Consider the following 17379-nt stretch of genomic DNA (forward strand, 5'->3'; position numbering starts at 1 on the left):
GGTGGGGACATAGCGACGGGGGCCGCGAAATCCACCCTGCCCTGCTTGACCGCGAGCCCCGCCCGAGCCCAAGGCCATCTGCAGAATGGCAGAAACTACGAACGACAAGTCGAAACAGGACGGTGGCGGCGGACTGCTGCGCGGACTGCTGGTCATCCTGGTGCTGGCGTGGATCCTGCGCAGCCTGATCGCGGCGCCGTTCAGCATCCCGTCGGGCTCCATGCTGCCGGGGCTCTACATTGGTGACTACCTGCTCGTGTCCAAGTGGAACTACGGGTACAGCCGGGCGAGCTTCCTGTTCGGCTTTCCGCCGATCGAGGGACGGCTGCTGGCGAAGCTGCCGGAACGCGGCGACGTGGTGGTCTTCCGGGGTCCGGCCGGTAACGACGTCATCAAGCGGGTGATCGGGCTTCCGGGCGACAGCGTCGGGACCGTTGGCGGCCGGGTGATCCTGAACGGCCAGCCGCTGGCCACGCGCCCGGTGGGCGCGATCGGCATTCCGGTCAGCCCCAACAGCCCGTGCCGCGCCGTGCAGCCACGGGTGCAGGGGAACGACTGCCTGTTCACCGCCTTCCGCGAGACGCTTCCTGGCGGCAAGAGCTATGTCGTTCTCGACCAGATCGACAATCCGGTGGTCGACGAATTCGCACCGGCACAGGTCCCCGCGGGCCACGTCTTCCTGATGGGCGATAATCGCGACGACAGTGCCGACAGCCGCGTTCCCCCGGAGATGGGCGGGATGGGCATGATCCCGATCGAGTCGCTGGTCGGCAAGGCCCAGACGACCTTCTGGTCGACCGATGGCAGCGCATCGTGGCTGCTGCCGTGGACCTGGTTCAGCGCCGCGCGGTGGGACCGGATCGGGTCGGCGCACTGATGGCCGACGTCGGAACCTTCGTCAGCGAGCGGCTGGGCCATCGCCCGACCGACCCCAAGCTGTTCGAGCGGGCGCTGACCCACGGCAGCGCCGGCCGGGACAGTTACGAACGGCTGGAGTTCCTTGGCGACCGGGTGCTGGGCCTGGTGATCGCGCGCTGGCTGTTCGAGCGCTTCCCCGACGAGCCCGAGGGCAAGATGAGCCGACGCTACAATGCGCTGGTGGCGCGGGAAACCTGCGCCGAGGTTGGCCGCGACTGGGGCGTGCCCAAGCTGGTCAAGCTGGGCAAGCAGGCGCGCGAGGATGGCGCGCAGCTGTCCGACAATGTGGTCGGCGACGTGGTCGAGGCCCTGCTTGGCGCGGTGCTGCTGGACGGGGGGCTGGAAGCGGCCGAGCGGCTGGTCCGGGCCAGCTGGGCCGGCTATCTCAACGACCAGAAAAAAGCGCCGCAGCACCCCAAGTCGTTACTGCAGGAAGTGGCGGCGGCGCGCGGCCTCAAGCCGCCGGTCTACGAGTTGCTGGGCCAATTCGGGCGGCATCATGCGCCGACCTTCCGGGTCAAGGTGAGCGTCGGCGGTGCCGGCGAGACCGAGGCGGAGGGCGCGAGCAAGCAGGAAGCGGAAACGGCGGCTGCGGCTGCCTTGCTGGAGAAGATCTGTTGAGCAAGCGGTGCGGCCTGGTGGCAGTGATCGGCGCCCCCAATGCGGGCAAGTCGACGCTGGTGAATGCGCTGGTCGGGCAGAAGGTGGCAATCGTCAGCCCCAAGGCTCAGACCACGCGGGCGCGGCTGATGGGGATCGCGATCGAGGGCGACAGCCAGATCCTGCTGGTCGACACGCCGGGAATCTTCTCGCCCAAGCGGCGGCTCGACCGGGCGATGGTCAAGGCGGCGTGGGAGGGCGCGGAAAGCGCCGACCGGCTGGTGCTGGTGGTGGATGCCGCGGCCAGTATCGGCCAGCGCGCGGAGATGGTGCTGCAGGGGATCGAGGGCCGGCCCGAGGCCAAGATCCTGGTGCTGAACAAGGTCGACATCGCCGACAAGGCCAACCTCTTGAAGTTCGCGACCGAGCTCAGCGCGCGACTTGAACCCGAGATCGTGTTCATGGTCTCCGCCACCAGCGGCGATGGCGTGGCGGACGTCAAGAAGCACTTGGCGGCAGCGATGCCGGAAGGGCCGTGGCATTATCCCGAGGATCAGCTTAGCGACGCGACCGACCGGATGGTTGCGGCCGAGCTGACCCGCGAGCAGCTGTATCTCCAGCTCCATGCCGAGCTGCCCTATGCCAGCGCGGTCGAGACCGAGAAGTGGGAAGAGCGCAAGGACGGATCAGCGGTGATCCACCAGCAGATCCTGATCGAGCGCGACAGCCAGAAGGCCATCGTGCTGGGCAAGGGCGGGTCCAAGCTAAAGGCGATCGGCGCGGCCGCCCGCGAGGCGATCGGCGAGCATCTCGGCCGCAAGGTCCACCTGTTCCTGCACGTCAAGGTCAATCCGCGGTGGAGCGAGGACAAGGGCCTTTACGAGGACATCGGGCTCGACTGGTCGAACTAGTCGAGGAGTTCATCGACCCATCGGGGCACGATCTCCGATGCGCGACCGAGCCGCGTTTCATCGAAGAAGATGCTGCCCTGGCTGGGGTCGAGATTGAGTTCCAGGCAGCGGGCGCCGACGTAGCGGGCGGTCTGGACGAAGCCGGCCGCCGGATAGACCGCGCCGGACGTGCCGATCGAGACGAACAGGTCGCAGGTGCGGATCGCCTCGTCGATGCGATCCATCTGGTAGGGCATCTCGCCGAACCACACGATATCGGGGCGGACCTGGCCGGTGGCGGCGCAGGCTGGACACACCGCCCCCTCCCCCATTGCGCCGGCCCACGGCAAGCGATGGTCGCAGGCGAGGCACCAGCCGCGCTGCAATTCACCATGCATATGGATCAGGCGCTCAGATCCGGCGCGCTCGTGGAGGTCGTCGACATTCTGGGTGACGAGCAGGAAGTTGCCGGGCCATTCGCGTTCGAGCCGGGCGAGGGCAAGATGGCCGGCGTTGGGTTCGACCGCCGCCAAGTGCGCGCGGCGAGCGTCGTAGAAGGCGTGGACCAGGGCCGGGTCACGGGCAAAGCCTTCCGGCGTTGCGACCTCCTCGACCCGGTGACCTTCCCACAGGCCGTCGGCGGCGCGGAAGGTGGGCACGCCGCTGTCGGCGGACATGCCGGCGCCGGTGAGGATAACCAGGCTGTCGCCAATTCGCCTGCCGTCGGCAACCATCCTGAAACCTTTTTGTTTACACTATTGTCAGCAAGCGCTGATCATAGGATAAAAGCACCATGTACCGCCACGAGATCGGCATCGATCCTTCCGACATCGACCACATGGGTCATGTGAACAACAGTGTTTACCTGAAGTGGGTTCAGGAAGCGGTAGTTCGCTATTGGGAGGGTGTCGCCCCGGCTGACGCGGTGACCCGGCACCTGTGGGTAGCGCTGAAGCACGAGATCGAGTTCCGGCGCCCGACGTTTCTCGACGACGTGGTGGTGGCCGACGTGATCGCCGAGCGGGTGCAGGGTGCGAGAGCGCTGTTCACCACGGTGATTCGCCGCGGTGAGGATGTGCTTGCGGAGGTAAAGAGCACCTGGTGCTGCCTCGACGCGACCTCCATGCGGCCTGCCCGCCTTGCCAAGGACATCGTCAGCCGCTTCGTCCCGGCCTGAGGCCGGTTGCTTCGGCCCGGGCTGCCGGCCAAGGTGCGCCGATGCGCCCGACTTCCCAGCCGCTTCGCCTGACGCTTGTCGCTCCCGAGGGGAGGATGGGGAAAGCGATCGCCGAGGCTGTCGCCGACGATCCGGGCTTCGTGCTCGATCCCGACCACGGCGACGTGATCGTCGATTTTTCGGCGCCCGAAGCGCTTGCCAATTCGCTGGAGCGAGCGACCCTCGCCGCGATACCCATACTGATCGGAACGACCGGGCTCGACGATCTGGCCAGCCGGCGGATCCTGGAAGCGAGCCGTTCGGTCGCGGTGCTGCGCGCGTCGAATACCTCGCTGGGCGTGGCGCTGCTGGAAGAACTGGTCGAGCGGGCGGCGCAGGTGCTCGGTACCGGGTGGGACGTGGAGGTGTTGGAAATACACCATCGCCGCAAGCGCGACGCACCGTCCGGGACGGCCCTGACCCTTGGTGAAGCGGCAGCGCGGGGCCGCGGTACGCCCATGCGCCGGGAAGATGCGCGAAGCGGACGGCAGCTGGAGCGGGAAGACGGCGCGATTGGCTTCGCGGCCCTGCGGGGAGGAACCGTGGTCGGCGACCACGATGTGATCTTCGCCGGCACCGACGAGCGGGTGATCCTGTCGCATCGCGCGGACAGCCGGATGATCTTCGCCCGCGGGGCTCTGGCCGCAGCCCGGTTCCTCGCTGGTCAGGCGCCCGGCCTCTACACCATGCGCGACGTGGTCGGGGCGCTGTGAAGAAGGCCCAGGCGGCCGAGCTCTTCCTGCGCCTTGCCGAGCTCAATCCCGAGCCGGAGGGGGAGCTTGAATGGACGAGCCCCTACACGCTGCTGGTGGCCGTGGCGCTCTCCGCCCAGGCCACGGATGTCAGCGTCAACATCGCCACCCGGAAGCTGTTCAGGGTCGCCAACACGCCGGACAAGATGCTGGCGTTGGGCGAGCAGGGCATTCGCGAGCACATCAAGACCATCGGCCTGTTCAACACCAAGGCGAAGAACCTGGTGCTGATGGCGACCCAGCTGATCGAGCGGCATGATGGGGTGGTGCCGGCGGACCGGGAGGCGCTGGAACAATTGGCAGGAGTCGGGCGCAAGACGGCCAATGTCGTGCTCAACATTGCCTTCGGCCTGCCGACGATTGCGGTCGATACCCACGTTTTCCGGGTGGCCAACCGTACAGGCCTCGCTCCGGGAAAGACGCCGCTCGAGGTCGAGCGCAAGCTCGCGAAGGTGACGCCGAGCGAATACTTACTTCATGCCCACCACTGGCTGATCCTGCATGGTCGGTACATCTGCAAGGCGCGGGCGCCGGAGTGCTGGCGGTGCCCGATCGTCGAGATCTGCCGCTACCGCGACAAGCGCCTGACCCCGCCTAGGTCCAGGACCGCTGAAAGCGCTGACCGAGCCCAGTAAGAAGCTCGTACTGCGAAATTCCCGTCTGGGCAGCGGCACGCTGGAGATCGAAGTCGAGGTCTACCCAGTCCCCTTCGCGCAACTGGGGAGAAGCACTGGCGTCGAGCGTGACAAGGTCCATCGACACGCGGCCGATGACCGGGAGGTCGCAGTCCTCGAATGTCGCATGGCCAACCGAGGAAAAGGCGCGGCGGTAGCCGTCCGCGTAGCCGATATTGATCACGGCCACCCTTGTCTCACGCGCCGCGGTGAACGTCGCATTATAGCCAACGCTTTCGCCCGCAACGACCTGTCGAAGCTGGATTATCTGAGCGCTGGGAATGCAGACCTGCTTGATTTCGGCGGCAGCGGCAGGGCACGGAATGCCGCCGTAGAGGGCCAGCCCGGGCCGCACGAGATCGAATGCAAAATCGCGACCGAGGTAGATGCCGGCGCTGTTTGCAAGGCTGTACCTGTCGGCGGTCACGGCGGACCGGATCGCACGAAAACGATCCAGTTGGACTTGATTGAGTTGATGCTGCTCGTCTGCACACGCGAGGTGGCTGTGCAGAGTATGGATCGAGAGACCTTCGAGGCAGCCGAGCTCGTCCAGCGCCAGTCCGAGCCGGTTCATTCCGGTGTCGACCATGACGTCGCATGGCTCGGATGCCCAGGCCGACGCCTTCCACCGTGCTATTTGCGTCGGGGAAATCAGGACCGGGCGAACGCCGGAACGCGGCTCGTCGTCCGGTCCGAATCCGTGCAGGACGGACAACGTGCCGGGCTCAAGGAAATCGAGCTTGGCCGCCTCGGTCCATGTGGACACGAAAAAATCGCGACAGCCCTCCGTCAGGAGGAGACGGGCGACTGTCTCAATGCCAAGGCCGTACGCATCAGCCTTGATGGCGGCGCCGGCGCAGGTCCCGGAACGGACGCGAAGATGGTGATAATTGGCCGCCAGCGCACTCTTGCAGTGCCGCAGAGCCAAGGGGAAATGCATGGGCGAGCCTTAGCGTGCGCGGACTCGCAGGTCGAGAGACCCGGCCCGGCATTTGCCGAAACCGGGTCTCACGAAGATTAGCCGCGAACGGGCGCAACCGGCGGGGGCGGAGGCGGCGGCGGCGGGGCCGGACACGGATCCGTCGCGAGGATCACCGTTCCGTCGGGGCAGGTCTGCGTGGCCGGCGGAGGCGGAGGCGGAGGCGCAGCTTCAACGACCGGCGGAGGCGGCGGAACCGGCTCGCGACCCAGGTTGAAGATCAGGCTGGCCAGGATCGAATGCGACCGAAAGCGACCGTCGAGGCTTTCCACAGTCGACAGGTTGGTCGCGTCCTCAAGATCGACCTTGGACCTGAAGTAGCGATACTTGAGGCCGAGATCGACATTGTAGCTGACCGGCACCCGCATGCCGGCGATCAACTGCCATGCGAACGAACGGTCGCTACCGCTCACTCCACGCCCTGCCGGCACGTTGGGCCCGGCGATGACGTTGTTAAGCGAAACGCGAGCCAGCCCGACGCCACCGCCGGCGTACACCTGCAGAGCGTCGTCGCTACCGAAGTCGAGAAGGAGATTGGCCATTGCGGAGCGGACGTTCGTCCTTCCATCGATGGTCAGCGGGCCAGTGTTGTTGAACTGGATCGCAGGCGCAACCGAAACGCCATTCGGCACGGCACGCTTCCAGCCAAGCTCAGCTTCGGCACGCACCAGGCCAAGATCATAACCTGCAATGAAATCGAGATCGAAACCGGTCTTGTGCTCGACGACGATCCCGTTCGAGACGTTTAACGCGCCCAACTGATAATCAAGCTTGAGCTTCTCCGGCTTCACCGCGCCGCCCTCGAAGCCGACGTACGGCAGGCCATCGCGCGCAAGGGCGGCAGACGGGGCAAGCGCGAGCAGCGTTGCGGCGAGCAGAGCAGATTTAGACGTCATACGTCCCCCTCGTTGGTAAGTTGGGGTCCATAATAGGAAACCGGCCGCCGATGTTCCTCTGTTTGTTTCACCAGCGCCTCGAAAACGACGGCGTGTGGCTTTCAAGCCTCACTATGCTGACGCTATCAGTCCATGACTCCGCAAGGCTGACAGGACCTGCGCCAGCGCATCACGCGCCTGAGTGTCGACGACGGTTCCGCCAGAGACATTAGCGATCGCGGTATACTGATCGCCCACGACCCGTACCCCATTGAGGTGAAGTTCGCTTCCCCTGACGATCCCCGATGACCACTGACCCGCCATGAAGCGCCATGTGCAGCCGTTGCTCCGATCCACCATCTGCAGGCCGTCGAAAGGAGTGATGAACCTCCATCCGCTGTCCGACCAGCATGCCACGTCGCGCGGGCGACCGGCCCATTCGCCTATGGGGTCGTTTCCGCAAAGATAAGAAAGACCCTGCTCCGGGATCTCCGGTGGAGAGTTGAGAGGCCCTCCCTCGCAACATCCCTGCACGACTGCATCCAGAAGAATTAGGGCCTCGTTGTGCAAAAGCTCTTTTTGCGCCTGCCCCGCGGACAGGAACGGCAGTCCAATGCGATGCGATTTTGCCATCCCGCGCTCCTTATTTGACCGTTAGAATTGCTTCGCGACTTGCGGCAAAGTCACCAAGTTGCACGATAACGAGGCGCCACGGGCGGGCACCCAAACTGGCAAGGCTTTGCGCAGCGAAAACGGCCGAGGAAGTCGATGTCTCGAGCTCCAAGGTAACGTTTTCCTGATCGGTCAGCCTGACGCGATAAGCCTCTCGGCTGCTACCGATCGGCGTTTCCACGGCATCGAGCCAGGGCGCCCCTTCCTTGCACCGTCTCACCCAGTTGACGGCCAATCCGTCGGCGACATCGGCAGCGGAAAGGTGGACGGGCGTCCAGGGTTTTGCAGCCAAGCCTTTAATCGTCGCAGTCGCCTCGGCGACGGTGCCGTCGGGACCATGCACCTTGGCAACAAAGGTAGCGCCGATATTTGCGTGGCTTACCTTCAGCGTCGTGAAGGCAGTGGGCGCCAACATGATGAACTGTGAGCCGCTGTCGTGAACGACTGCGACGCCACTGTCGAAACGCCCCCTGATCAAGCCAGATAGCTCGTACCGCGCTCTACCAAGGTGCTTCGCCGTTGCGAACTGGATGAATTCTCCATCCAGCCAGCCGAGGTTGGCGCCCGCCAGCAACGCGCTCTCGTCGCAACTGGTCAAGAATGGATCCTTGTCGAATTCGACGCGGATCGCGTTGCGCTTATCGATCAGTTCGCCTGCGGAGGCCGGCAGCGGATCGAGTAGCACTGCACGTGAACACGCGGTTGGAGCTGATGAGCTGGTCTGTTCAACACCATCAATCGAGATAGCTAGCGGCAGTTGCTGGAAAGGAACGTGGCCGCCACTGACGAGAATTGCGACTTCGGGTTCATTTTCTCCTGGCAAACCGGGCATTTCCACAACGGACACCGCCAATGGCTCCCGACCGAGTGCGCCTGCAAGTCGCCTGCCGCCTGCATCTGCCTCCTCGGACGCAATGGAGGCTGCCTGCCTTCGCAGGCCGAACTTCAGCTCCCCGGAAGCCAGCTCTTTCGTGCAAACCAGGAAACGCTGAGCGGGACTGCGTGAGGAGCTGACGTGATCGCCGACGCAAACATCTGCGTAGCTGAGTGGGAGCTTGAGCCAGGCCGGGTGGGCCTTCCCCCTTGTGCTTGCCAATCGCTCGAACGCCGTAGCCTTCGCATGCTTGCCCTCAAGCGCAGCCGGGAGCTCGATGCGCTTCAATCGTTCAACGCCTAGAAACCGCGCGCTTTTCTCGCCTGCCGCGAAGTCCAGATCCGGATCGAAGAACCGCACCGACACCTTGGTTGGATGATCATTTCCCCCAACCCCCACGACGCTCTGCGCTGCATGGTCCAAGGTCCACAAGGCATCGTCGATGACGTGATGGATCGCTGCCTTTCCAAGCGACCACTCACCATCGGCATAAGCGAATGACGGTTCGAAGGCATCGCAGAACGGGCCTATTGCCGAGAGAAGGTTATCGCCGGTCAGCGCACAACCCTCAATCAGATGCTCCGCAGCCGCTATCGCGCCGTCGATGCCGAGCTGGCTGCTCAGAACTTGCTCGGCAGCAATCGGCTCTCCGGTTCCGAGCAGCTCCACAGTGATGAACGGCAGGCGATTGCCAAAGCTTGATAGATCGAAATCTTCGAAGAGAATGTAGGCGATGCCTCGGAAGGCTGGGGCGCTCGCATCCCCCAGAATGGAGGCGATGAGAGGATCGCTCGGCTGATCTTCGTCTCCATCGTGCAATCGCATCTCGAAGGAGACTTCCTGCCGCCCCTCCTGGTCGCGAATTACTCGCCCATCGGCCCAGATGCGCCCGATCTGGCCGACGCGGCCCGAGCTTATGGCATAGGCGAAGCTGACGCTGCTCCCCTGGCTGGAACCAGACTTGCTCACCGTTGCGGTAGCCACTGGCTGCGCGGTCCAATTAACCACTCCAGCAACACGCATGGAGCGAACAATGGATGGTATCTGGTCGCCATACTGCGAGGACGGTGCTCGCAAGTCGGACAGTCGTGCACTTGGAACCCGCCCCAGGCTGCGGTCGATCTGCCGGCCAAGCATTGATCCCAGGGCGCCGCCCACTGGCCCACCGAGCGCTGCGCCGGCAGCGCCCAGAACAAGATTGGCCATGCCTCAACACCCTCTACGAAATTCAAAGAAGCGGCATTCGCGCCCAAGTCTTGCCGGCAAGCGGCGGGCTACTACCCGGCCAATCTTGAGATCGGCGTGGATCAGATCGTCGCCACTGACCACGCCAAAATGACAGGACCGCGCGAGCCTGAAGACTGCAAGATCGCTATTGCTTCTTTCGCGACCGAAGACTGCGTTGAACCACGGGGCGACGCCTCGCTCCACCAGGCCCCAGTCACCGTCCGTAAGGCGGTATCGAGGGGCTTCGAGCAGAGTCAGCTCGAAGGCGTGAGCGACCACCCCGATGCAATCCAAGCCCACAAGCGGGTCCCTCCCTTGCGGGCGAAAAGGAATACCGATGAGCGCCCGTGCGCGTTCGTGCGGCTCAGGCACCCGGAAAGCGCATCAGAATTTCAGACCCCGGCAGATCAGGTTCACCGCGGAAATTCAGGATGTTGCTGAAACGCTCCGCGCAGGTGGCCCGCCGACCGTCGCACCCTTCGCTGAGTATTGCCCAATCGCCAATCGCTGCAGGATGATGCTCGGAGTTCTGCAGCGAAAGCTTCCCTGCATCGCTCGCAATCACAGTCTGCTCGACACCGCACTGTGCGCCGCTGATCCACCGCAACCGACCCAGGCGAAAGCGCTCGGTCTGAGCCTCGTTCACGATAATCGTCTCTGCCTCGATCGCAGTGACTTGGACGCGTAGCCGACGAGTGCGCATGTCCACCCTGCAGTGTCGATCACCAAGTACTGCCCTGCACTCGGGGCTGGTCTGAATGCAGGGCTGCCGGCGAAGCGCGGCGGGGAGAAGATCGACTTGCATCGAATTCTTGCTGCCATCCACCTCTACCCCGCCGAGTTCGCCGTCGCAGATCACCACTCCATCTGCGTGTTGCGCCCAATCGCTCGAGAGCAATCGCACACTTGCTCCTCGCCATTTCCCGGAGAGCAGGTCAGCACTCGCAAGCGCGCCACCGCCGAGGCTGCCACGAAGCTGCAGCCTGCTTGGAAACATCTCTTCGCTGATCAGCAGATCACTCGGTGCGAGGTCCAGATCGGGCGTGAAGGTAATCGATCCCGCCATCCGCCGGCGATCGTGGCTGGTCGCTCCGAAGCCTGCACCATCCGGCCGCTGGAGGATCCAATCATAGGCCAGGGTCGTGACTTCATCCGTTGACTGGCTCATCCCTCACGGACCTCCAGGAGCGGTACGCTGATCAACTCGCCCGCAAGATGCGTCTTGTGACTGATCCGAAGGCTTGGCTCCTCGAACCGTACAGGGACGTCGAAATAGAACCCTGCTCGGACTTCAACGTCGGCGGCAGGGGCTTCCGCAAGCTCAACCACGCCCTTGTTTGCGAGGCTCCATGCATCCGTGGGCAGACCGCCAACGGAAATCTCCAAGCTCTCTGCGACCGGGCGGGTTATTCGCCGCTCCTCCCCCTCACCATAATGCTTGATGAGCGGGAAACGCCTGCGGACGCCATCCCCGGTTCCAAGCAAGACGTCCGTTGCAGATGGCACGCCGATCATGCCCGAGGAACTGAAGTCCGTGCAGTCACGAAGGCGAAAGGCGATAGCGTTGCCGCGCATTTCCCGGAAAAAGGCGATCAGCGTCCGCAGTTCGTCATTGCTGCGCAGGCAGGGGCCCACATCGAACCTCAAACGTGCCTGCTGCCAGTCGGCATTGCGATATTCGACCCCGCCGGGCGACGTCGCAATGGTGGTCGAGAAGCACGGCTCAACAGTGGCGTTGAGGCCAAGCTCGATTGGGAAGGCAACGTCGCGAAAGGCTTGCACTTCCTGCTCTCCTTGAAAGACGGTGAGGCCGTCACGAAGCACCTGCGGGAGGGCCCACAAGAAGACCTCGCGAAAGCCTGCGTCGCTGGCTGCGATTGCCGCGGCCATGATCTCGTTCCAGTCGCTTGCATGCTCTGGCGCAGTGACGAAGCCGGCCAGGTAATGGCAGTCTTCAAGCGCGTAGCCGAGCCGGGCCCTCGCCACTTCGAGCGCGTTGAGACGGCTGGTGGTCAGGCCCTCGGTGACCCAGTCATAATCTTCGAGCTGGAGGACATCGAAGGCAGGTGCGCACCAGCCAACCGGAACATTGGCCCTCACGACCTCGGGTGCATCCGATCGCAAGAGCGAAGGCAGATAAATCAGGATATGTGACTGGAGTAGCGGTGTATTCTGCTTCACCGCTGCGACGATTGAGGCAGTCGCTGAGCTGAGCAGCGCTCCGGCACGATCAAGAACATGTATTTGCTCGGCTGAAACAGTACGCACATCCTCGATCGGAACGTGACCGACTGGCCATCGCGCCGCGCTTGCCTCGTCGTAAATGCAGATGGCATGAGCGCTCGTGACCCACCACCATGGCTCGCCAATCTGCAACTTGGGCGCCAGGCCCGCCTGCACGCCAATCTCGACGAAGTCGCACGCGGCCCGGCTGAGGTAGCCAATCGCCTCGTCAACGGCCGGCGACAACAAGGTCGAGGGCGGAACCCACCCCGTCCGAGCCGGCGCTCCATTCCACGCCCGCTGCTTCCAGGCCTCCGGGCACAGTTCTTCCAGAAGCTCCATGGAAAGCGACCAAATGACGTCGTAGCCTCGGCTTTGCGCAACGGCAGCGAAACTCTCGTGCCAGCGTCGCGCCGGCAGGCACAGCGTCTTTGTCGGATCCGCCAGTCCTGCCCCATCGAGCGCTGGATAGTGGCTCATCCCGACGTAATGATCGAGCAACCCGCGATAGCCGAGCCTTTCCAGGCTATCGATCACCCGCTCGGGAGTGAGGTGATAGCTGTCGTCGTAGGCCGTGCAGATCCGCAATTTGTGCTCAGGCACGAAGGCATCGTTGATCGGAATGACGCTACCGGAACCGAGACACTCTATTTCGCTCAGATCGACTTCTGCCTCCGTTATATCGGAGAAGCGTTCCTGGCTTCCATCCACGAAGCCCGGAGGGACCAGGCTGATGAACATGCGGCTGATGTCACCGACATGAATCCGCTCACTATTCTCGTCGATCTGGAAGCCGGCCATCAGCCTGTCGAAGGGCAACTCGACGGTCGCATCCGATCCGCTGCCCGTGGCGTAGTTCCACAAACGAACATACCAGATGCGCTCGTTCCCGGCTTCGTCCCGCCCCTCGATGGTCAGTGAAGGTCCATTCACTGCGTCGAGTTGGGCGAGGCCGATCGAACGCCAGCGGAACCGCAACGTACAGCGCGAATAATTGGTGATCGCGTGACGCCGATGCGCGACGTGGACAGCCTCATCGATCGTCGTGAAGATAAGCCCAACCAGATCGCCTTTTCGTCCGAAAGTCGCAGTCGCAGTAAGGCGGGTTTCGCCAGGGTGGCTGACGACGCAAGCCATGCTCCCCCGCGGGAAATCCACCGTCCAGTGCGAAGGTTCGAAGCGCTTGATGACGTCGCGGCGCAGCCGTCGGTCGTCACGCGTCAACCAGTGCCGCATGGTCGCCTCCTCCAAAATTGCTTGTTCAGCTGATGCTGACAGGTCCAGTGCTGCGAAGGATCGAGGCGTAGGTCGCCTCCTCGTTCACAGCGCTGTCGAATCGCAGCTCCGACACGATGAATTGCCCGCGAACAGCCGTTCCTTGGTCCAGCGAAAGCGTGCATTCGGCACTCACGCCGCTGAATGCCATGTCGCGCAAACGGAGTTCGCCCTCCGAGCCCAGGTATAGCCCGGTCAGCTTGACCTCTAATGACCTCAGCCCCGCTCCCGACAGCAGCTTGCGCCATCCGCCATCGCTCAGGTCGGAGACATCCACTTCCTCTTGCGACACTTTCCAGCCGCTCAGGCGGAGCCCTTCCACCAGGAGATACTGGGGGGTTGGCTCGCCGTTGGAGATTCGAAGCAGGCAGTCGCTTCCAGCAATGGGGAGGCTCATGCTGCTGAACTCACGGTTGTTTCGATGAGACGTGCCCGGAGTTCGAACATGCAACTCCACGGACCACCCGGATCGCGGGAACGGCGCTTGCCCGTGAGTACCATCGTGCTGAGATGCCAGTCGGCTCCTGCTTCGAACGAGCCGAGTTCGACCTCGATGAGGTTCTCAAGCGTCAGCAACCGCGACGGCCACTCGTCCCACAGCACGAGTTGCAGGGCGATCTCCCGCCCCTGCCTCTGCTTGCAGCTCCAGTCGCGTTCGTCGCTGCAGTTGAGCACGGCGTACGGATATTGCGCGCGGGCCGGGGCATCGTGGTAGATACCCGAGAGCTGGCCTCCATTATTCAACTTTGCGACTAAGGCTTCCTGAAGGGCGATGGTGGCGCTCATCATCGTTGCTCCTCGCAGCGCAGGACCAGCCTGTCCGGCAGCATGGGGTCGTCCACTATCTGGCGGACAACCAGGCGCCGGCCCCGCCACCTGACCTGCTGATCGATGGCGAACTCGGATTGTCGCCGAACGGTGACTTTGAAACGCGGCATGGCGCTGACGCTCATCGCTTCATTGGCGGCCCCCGCGCCCTCAGCGACGATCGCTGCAAGGCAAGAAAGCACCATGCTCAAGGTTTCGCTCGACGCACCGGTCGCAAGCCGATCCTGCGATCGCTCCCACAACTCGATGCGCTGGGTGAGGCTTCCGGCAAACTCGCTCACCGGCATAGTCCTGCCTTTCGATACGGCCGCCAGAGCGCCGTCACCGCCTTGGGAAGGTCGCCGACCGGGCCGTCGCGATTGGCGAACATGGTAGCGGCAAGGCGAAGGATGCCCTGCCGGATCGGCTCGGGTACGTCATTGCCTTCGGTTGCCATGCCGACAGTGCCGGAAACCAAGAAGGTTTCACCACTTTGCAGACCGGCCACATGTCCCCGCCCCTCGTAATCGACATCGCACCGGTAAGAAGCGGCCGGGAGCACCTCGACCTCGTTGAGCCTGCGGATCGACGCGACGGATCGCACCGGCTGCACAGGCAGCAAGGTCCATCCCTCATTTCCTCTAACCCTGGCCTCGAAACTGCGAACGATGAGCGCCTGGTTGAGGAACGTTTCGCACATTTCGCTGGCGGTTCGCAGCAAGCCGGCAAGCAGCGCCTCCTCTTCGCCCGTCTCCACTCGTGCGTAGGCCTGAACCTCGGACAGGCTCACGCAGAGTGCGGTCTTAGCCTCGACGATCATCAACGGACCTCCACGCGAACGAGGATCGAACGGCTGTCGTGCCGCCCCTGACTGGTGGTGATCTGGTTGAGCAGCCGGTAGACCTTGCCCGGCACCCCTCCGCTGACGTTCACGGTGGCACTCAGTTCGTCGAAGCGGCTCCCATCGATCGTCACTCCGCCGCTTTCGACGGGAACCACGCTCCAGCTGGATTCCGCCAGGACATCATCGGTGAGGTACCGCAGTCCCCAATCCACGCTGTAATCGAGCGCACTGCCCGGATCTTTCAACACAAGGGCCATCTTGCCTCCTCAGCGGGGTTCAGGAACGATGATCTGGTCGTAGAGCGGCGTGACGGTCCGCTTGGGCGGCGCCTTGACGATCGAAGGCGCCGCAATTGCTGCGACAGGGTGCTGCGCAGGCGCGAAGGCTGCGATGCTCACGGCACGTCCTTTCCTATCTCTTCTGGTGCGAGGGATTGGCCGGGGCCACGGCCCCGGCTGATCGTCAGTTGATCAGGCCGTGCGCCCGGCAATCCGTCTCGAGGGCGACCAAACGTGCTTCCAGCGCAGCGATGCGATTGCGCACCTCCTGAGCCTCCGTCTGGACGTAGGTAGCGGCCGCCGTCCCCGCGGTCGCAGCAGCGAACGCGCTCCGATTTGCCGCCCCGGTCGCAGCTGTCCAGCCCGTGCGCTGTGCTCCAACCACCTGCGTTCCGGCGACCCTGAGCGTCTTTCCTGCTGTCAGGTCGATCCCATCGGCCGTCACCGTGGCCGTCGTTACGGCCGCGACCTGCAGACGCACGCCTTGAGTGCTGGCGCTGAGGTGCAGGCCGGACGCATTCGCGTAAATCTCGGCAATGTCGGCGTAGTTCACCTTGAACTTCAGGAACGAGTAATTCGAGCTCAGGATCGAGGCGCCCTGAAACGGCTTGTCCCCTTCGCCAAGCTCGGTCGGACCCCACGCCCGGAAACCCTTGCAGGCCGTCAGGTAGTTCCCGCCGACGCGCAGGCCATCATATTCGTTGTAAACGTAAAGGCCGCGAACACCGTTCTCGTGCAGACCACCATCGACACGGCCGCGCCCATAGATCTGGCTCGGCGCCATGTCGCCTTCGCTGTAGCAGGACAGATATTGCGTTCGGTTATTGGCGTCCGAAGCGGCATAAGAACCGCCAGATCGATAGGCGCTGCCGCTCACCCAACCCCGGATGTTGTTCCACGGCTGGTCGTCGGCCATCGGGCCGATGTAATGCCAACCCTGGTTGGTCGCGTCCGTACCGCTTGGCGCATTCGTTGAGCACCAGTCTTCCTGGCCGATCAGCACCGCGTAGACGCGGCCGCCATAGCGGGCACGATTGGCCGCAACGATGCTCGGGCCGCTGCTGTCGATCATTGATCCATTGGTGGCCGAATGACAGCCGATGAACGTGTTGCCGAGGAAACTGCGATCCAGGACACCCCATTGCCGATTGGAATTCACATTGAGGTGCGAAAAAGTGCAGGCGTTGGCATCGCCGCCCTGCAGGAACACACCGTTGCGACACAATTCGATGCTCGTGCGCGTGACGCAGGACTGGTTGGCATTGTTGCCGAAACCCACATCACCGCGCGCATGGATGCCATCGCCCTGGAAGCCCCGGATGAAGCAGTCCTCGACGGCTGCCATCGCCCGCATGTGCACGCCGTGGAACTCGCCCTCGGCGGTCGATCCATGGATATAGCCGCCAATCAGGTGCAGCCCGCGGACCATTGAAGTGCCCGTCACATAGTCGGTCGGTTTGGTCGCCTCTGCCCCGCTGGTTCCGCTTCCCTGAATGCGGATACCCGTCGTGTTCGCCGACCAGCGAAGGACACTGGCGCCCCCGCTTGGCAGACCGCTGCTGTCCCCCTCGATGACCATCGACGCGGAAAGGTCGAGGGTCGTCGTCCCAAGGAAATAATGCCCCTTGGGAACGTACAGCCGATTGGTACCAATGCCATATCCGAATCCCTGCTGAGCGACCGCCCTCAAGCAGGTCAGCGCGCGCGTGAAGGCCGCGCCGTCATTCGTGCTGCCGTCGCCCTTGGCGCCGAACCACCGCACATTGACCGGACCGTCGAAGCGTCGGACCCAGGCCCCGTTGGCAGTCGCAGAAGGAGCGACGAACAAGCCTTGGCCCGGATCAGCCTGGTGCACGGCGGGCGGGACCGCAGGATCCCAGGAAAACATCCCCTCGCGCCCGAGCTCCTTGAGTAAACAGGCTCCGATCGCTCCGGCCGCGGGGGCGGTCAGTGCAGTCCGATTGGCGACGATACTACTGTCACCGCCCTGTGCGAGCGACTCCTGAACGCCCGCATACCATTCCGCCGCAGCCACCAGCGCGATGGTCTTTGCGCCGCTGCTGAAATGGGTCAGGCATCCGCCCAATGCCGACCGCGTGATCGTGCCGTTGGCAAGGTAGGTGCCGCGACCGACCTCCCGTTCCTGCGGCTTGTCGACGCCTTGGACAGAATAATAGAAACTGTCTCCGGCCGAGACCGATTCAGCAAAACTCGCGAAGCCCGTCACCGCGGGACCGCAAAGAAAAGGACCGGTGCCCTGCGTGGACGTGGTCAC

20 protein-coding genes are annotated in these 17379 nt (G+C 63.6%); 6 read left to right on the forward strand and 14 right to left on the reverse strand.

Going from position 1 to position 17379, the window contains the following annotated elements; all coding sequences use genetic code 11:
• Positions 1-85: 85 nt before the first annotated feature.
• From lepB to era, 3 genes are read left to right on the forward strand one after another with little or no spacing between them, the layout of a single operon-like run.
• Positions 86-877 carry a signal peptidase I gene (gene lepB, locus GGQ97_RS13720; RefSeq protein WP_168070418.1) on the forward strand — a complete coding sequence of 264 codons (792 nt, stop codon included), beginning with the start codon at positions 86-88 and terminating at the stop codon, positions 875-877.
• Complete coding sequence (gene rnc / locus GGQ97_RS13725) at positions 877-1539, forward strand: ribonuclease III (RefSeq protein ID WP_168070420.1); 663 nt, start codon at positions 877-879, stop codon at positions 1537-1539. Before lepB ends, rnc begins: the two co-directional genes overlap by 1 nt.
• A complete protein-coding gene (gene era, locus GGQ97_RS13730; protein ID WP_168070422.1) occupies positions 1536-2429 on the forward strand; it encodes a GTPase Era in 894 nt (297 codons plus the stop codon). The genes rnc and era overlap by 4 nt, the downstream gene beginning before the upstream one ends.
• Here the strand turns inward: era and GGQ97_RS13735 are convergent.
• Complete coding sequence (locus GGQ97_RS13735; RefSeq protein ID WP_168070424.1) at positions 2426-3142, reverse strand: NAD-dependent deacylase; 717 nt, start codon at positions 3140-3142, stop codon at positions 2426-2428. The genes era and GGQ97_RS13735 overlap by 4 nt on opposite strands.
• Before the next feature lie 59 nt (positions 3143-3201).
• Between GGQ97_RS13735 and GGQ97_RS13740 the strand changes: the two genes are divergently transcribed.
• Genes GGQ97_RS13740 through nth form a run of 3 tightly spaced genes read left to right on the forward strand, consistent with a single transcriptional unit; the run spans position 3202 to position 5011 of the window.
• Entirely contained in the window at positions 3202-3585 is a 384-nt protein-coding gene (locus GGQ97_RS13740) for an acyl-CoA thioesterase (protein WP_168070426.1), read from the forward strand.
• 41 nt (positions 3586-3626) lie between these two features.
• The gene (dapB, locus tag GGQ97_RS13745; protein ID WP_168070428.1) at positions 3627-4337 is read left to right on the forward strand and encodes a 4-hydroxy-tetrahydrodipicolinate reductase; all 711 of its coding nucleotides are present in this window, start codon (positions 3627-3629) and stop codon (positions 4335-4337) included.
• Positions 4334-5011 carry an endonuclease III gene (gene nth / locus GGQ97_RS13750; protein WP_168070429.1) on the forward strand — a complete coding sequence of 226 codons (678 nt, stop codon included), beginning with the start codon at positions 4334-4336 and terminating at the stop codon, positions 5009-5011. Before dapB ends, nth begins: the two co-directional genes overlap by 4 nt.
• On the opposite strand, the gene alr is transcribed toward nth, so the two are convergent.
• From alr to GGQ97_RS13810, 13 genes are all read right to left on the reverse strand, one after another.
• Positions 4971-5990 (reverse strand): alanine racemase, encoded by a 1020-nt coding sequence (alr, locus tag GGQ97_RS13755; protein WP_168070430.1) that lies wholly within the window; start codon positions 5988-5990, stop codon positions 4971-4973. The two genes, nth and alr, sit on opposite strands and share 41 nt — an antisense overlap.
• A gap of 77 nt (positions 5991-6067) precedes the next feature.
• Entirely contained in the window at positions 6068-6925 is an 858-nt protein-coding gene (locus tag GGQ97_RS14610) for an outer membrane protein (protein ID WP_168070431.1), read from the reverse strand.
• Positions 6926-7036: 111 nt separating this feature from the next.
• Complete coding sequence (locus GGQ97_RS13765; protein WP_168070432.1) at positions 7037-7537, reverse strand: DUF2793 domain-containing protein; 501 nt, start codon at positions 7535-7537, stop codon at positions 7037-7039.
• Between the two features lie 10 nt (positions 7538-7547).
• Positions 7548-9656: a GTA baseplate fiber-binding domain-containing protein gene (locus GGQ97_RS13770; protein WP_168070433.1), complete on the reverse strand. Its 2109-nt coding sequence runs from the start codon at positions 9654-9656 to the stop codon at positions 7548-7550.
• A gap of 385 nt (positions 9657-10041) precedes the next feature.
• Entirely contained in the window at positions 10042-10845 is an 804-nt protein-coding gene (locus tag GGQ97_RS13775; RefSeq protein ID WP_168070434.1) for a DUF2163 domain-containing protein, read from the reverse strand.
• Complete coding sequence (locus GGQ97_RS13780; RefSeq protein ID WP_168070435.1) at positions 10842-13136, reverse strand: DUF2460 domain-containing protein; 2295 nt, start codon at positions 13134-13136, stop codon at positions 10842-10844. Before GGQ97_RS13780 ends, GGQ97_RS13775 begins: the two co-directional genes overlap by 4 nt.
• A 25-nt stretch (positions 13137-13161) precedes the next feature.
• Positions 13162-13572: a phage tail tube protein gene (locus GGQ97_RS13785; protein ID WP_168070436.1), complete on the reverse strand. Its 411-nt coding sequence runs from the start codon at positions 13570-13572 to the stop codon at positions 13162-13164.
• Positions 13569-13964, reverse strand: a complete 396-nt coding sequence (gene gp17, locus GGQ97_RS13790) for a tail completion protein gp17 (RefSeq protein WP_168070437.1) — start codon at positions 13962-13964, stop codon at positions 13569-13571. The genes GGQ97_RS13785 and gp17 overlap by 4 nt, the downstream gene beginning before the upstream one ends.
• On the reverse strand, positions 13961-14284 hold the full coding sequence (locus tag GGQ97_RS13795) for a phage head completion protein (RefSeq protein WP_168070439.1): 324 nt from the start codon (positions 14282-14284) through the stop codon (positions 13961-13963). The genes gp17 and GGQ97_RS13795 overlap by 4 nt, the downstream gene beginning before the upstream one ends.
• Positions 14281-14802: a head-tail connector protein gene (locus GGQ97_RS13800; RefSeq protein ID WP_168070441.1), complete on the reverse strand. Its 522-nt coding sequence runs from the start codon at positions 14800-14802 to the stop codon at positions 14281-14283. The genes GGQ97_RS13795 and GGQ97_RS13800 overlap by 4 nt, the downstream gene beginning before the upstream one ends.
• Positions 14802-15083, reverse strand: coding sequence for a phage fiber-tail adaptor protein (locus GGQ97_RS13805; RefSeq protein ID WP_168070443.1), 282 nt, complete (start codon positions 15081-15083; stop codon positions 14802-14804). The genes GGQ97_RS13800 and GGQ97_RS13805 overlap by 1 nt, the downstream gene beginning before the upstream one ends.
• Before the next feature lie 9 nt (positions 15084-15092).
• Positions 15093-15224 (reverse strand): hypothetical protein, encoded by a 132-nt coding sequence (locus tag GGQ97_RS14615; RefSeq protein ID WP_280740522.1) that lies wholly within the window; start codon positions 15222-15224, stop codon positions 15093-15095.
• 64 nt (positions 15225-15288) lie between these two features.
• Positions 15289-17379: a glycosyl hydrolase family 28-related protein gene (locus GGQ97_RS13810; RefSeq protein WP_168070444.1), complete on the reverse strand. Its 2091-nt coding sequence runs from the start codon at positions 17377-17379 to the stop codon at positions 15289-15291.

It is taken from the genome of Sphingomonas kaistensis, from assembly GCF_011927725.1.
GTDB classification, from domain to species: Bacteria; Pseudomonadota; Alphaproteobacteria; order Sphingomonadales; family Sphingomonadaceae; genus Sphingomicrobium; species Sphingomicrobium kaistense.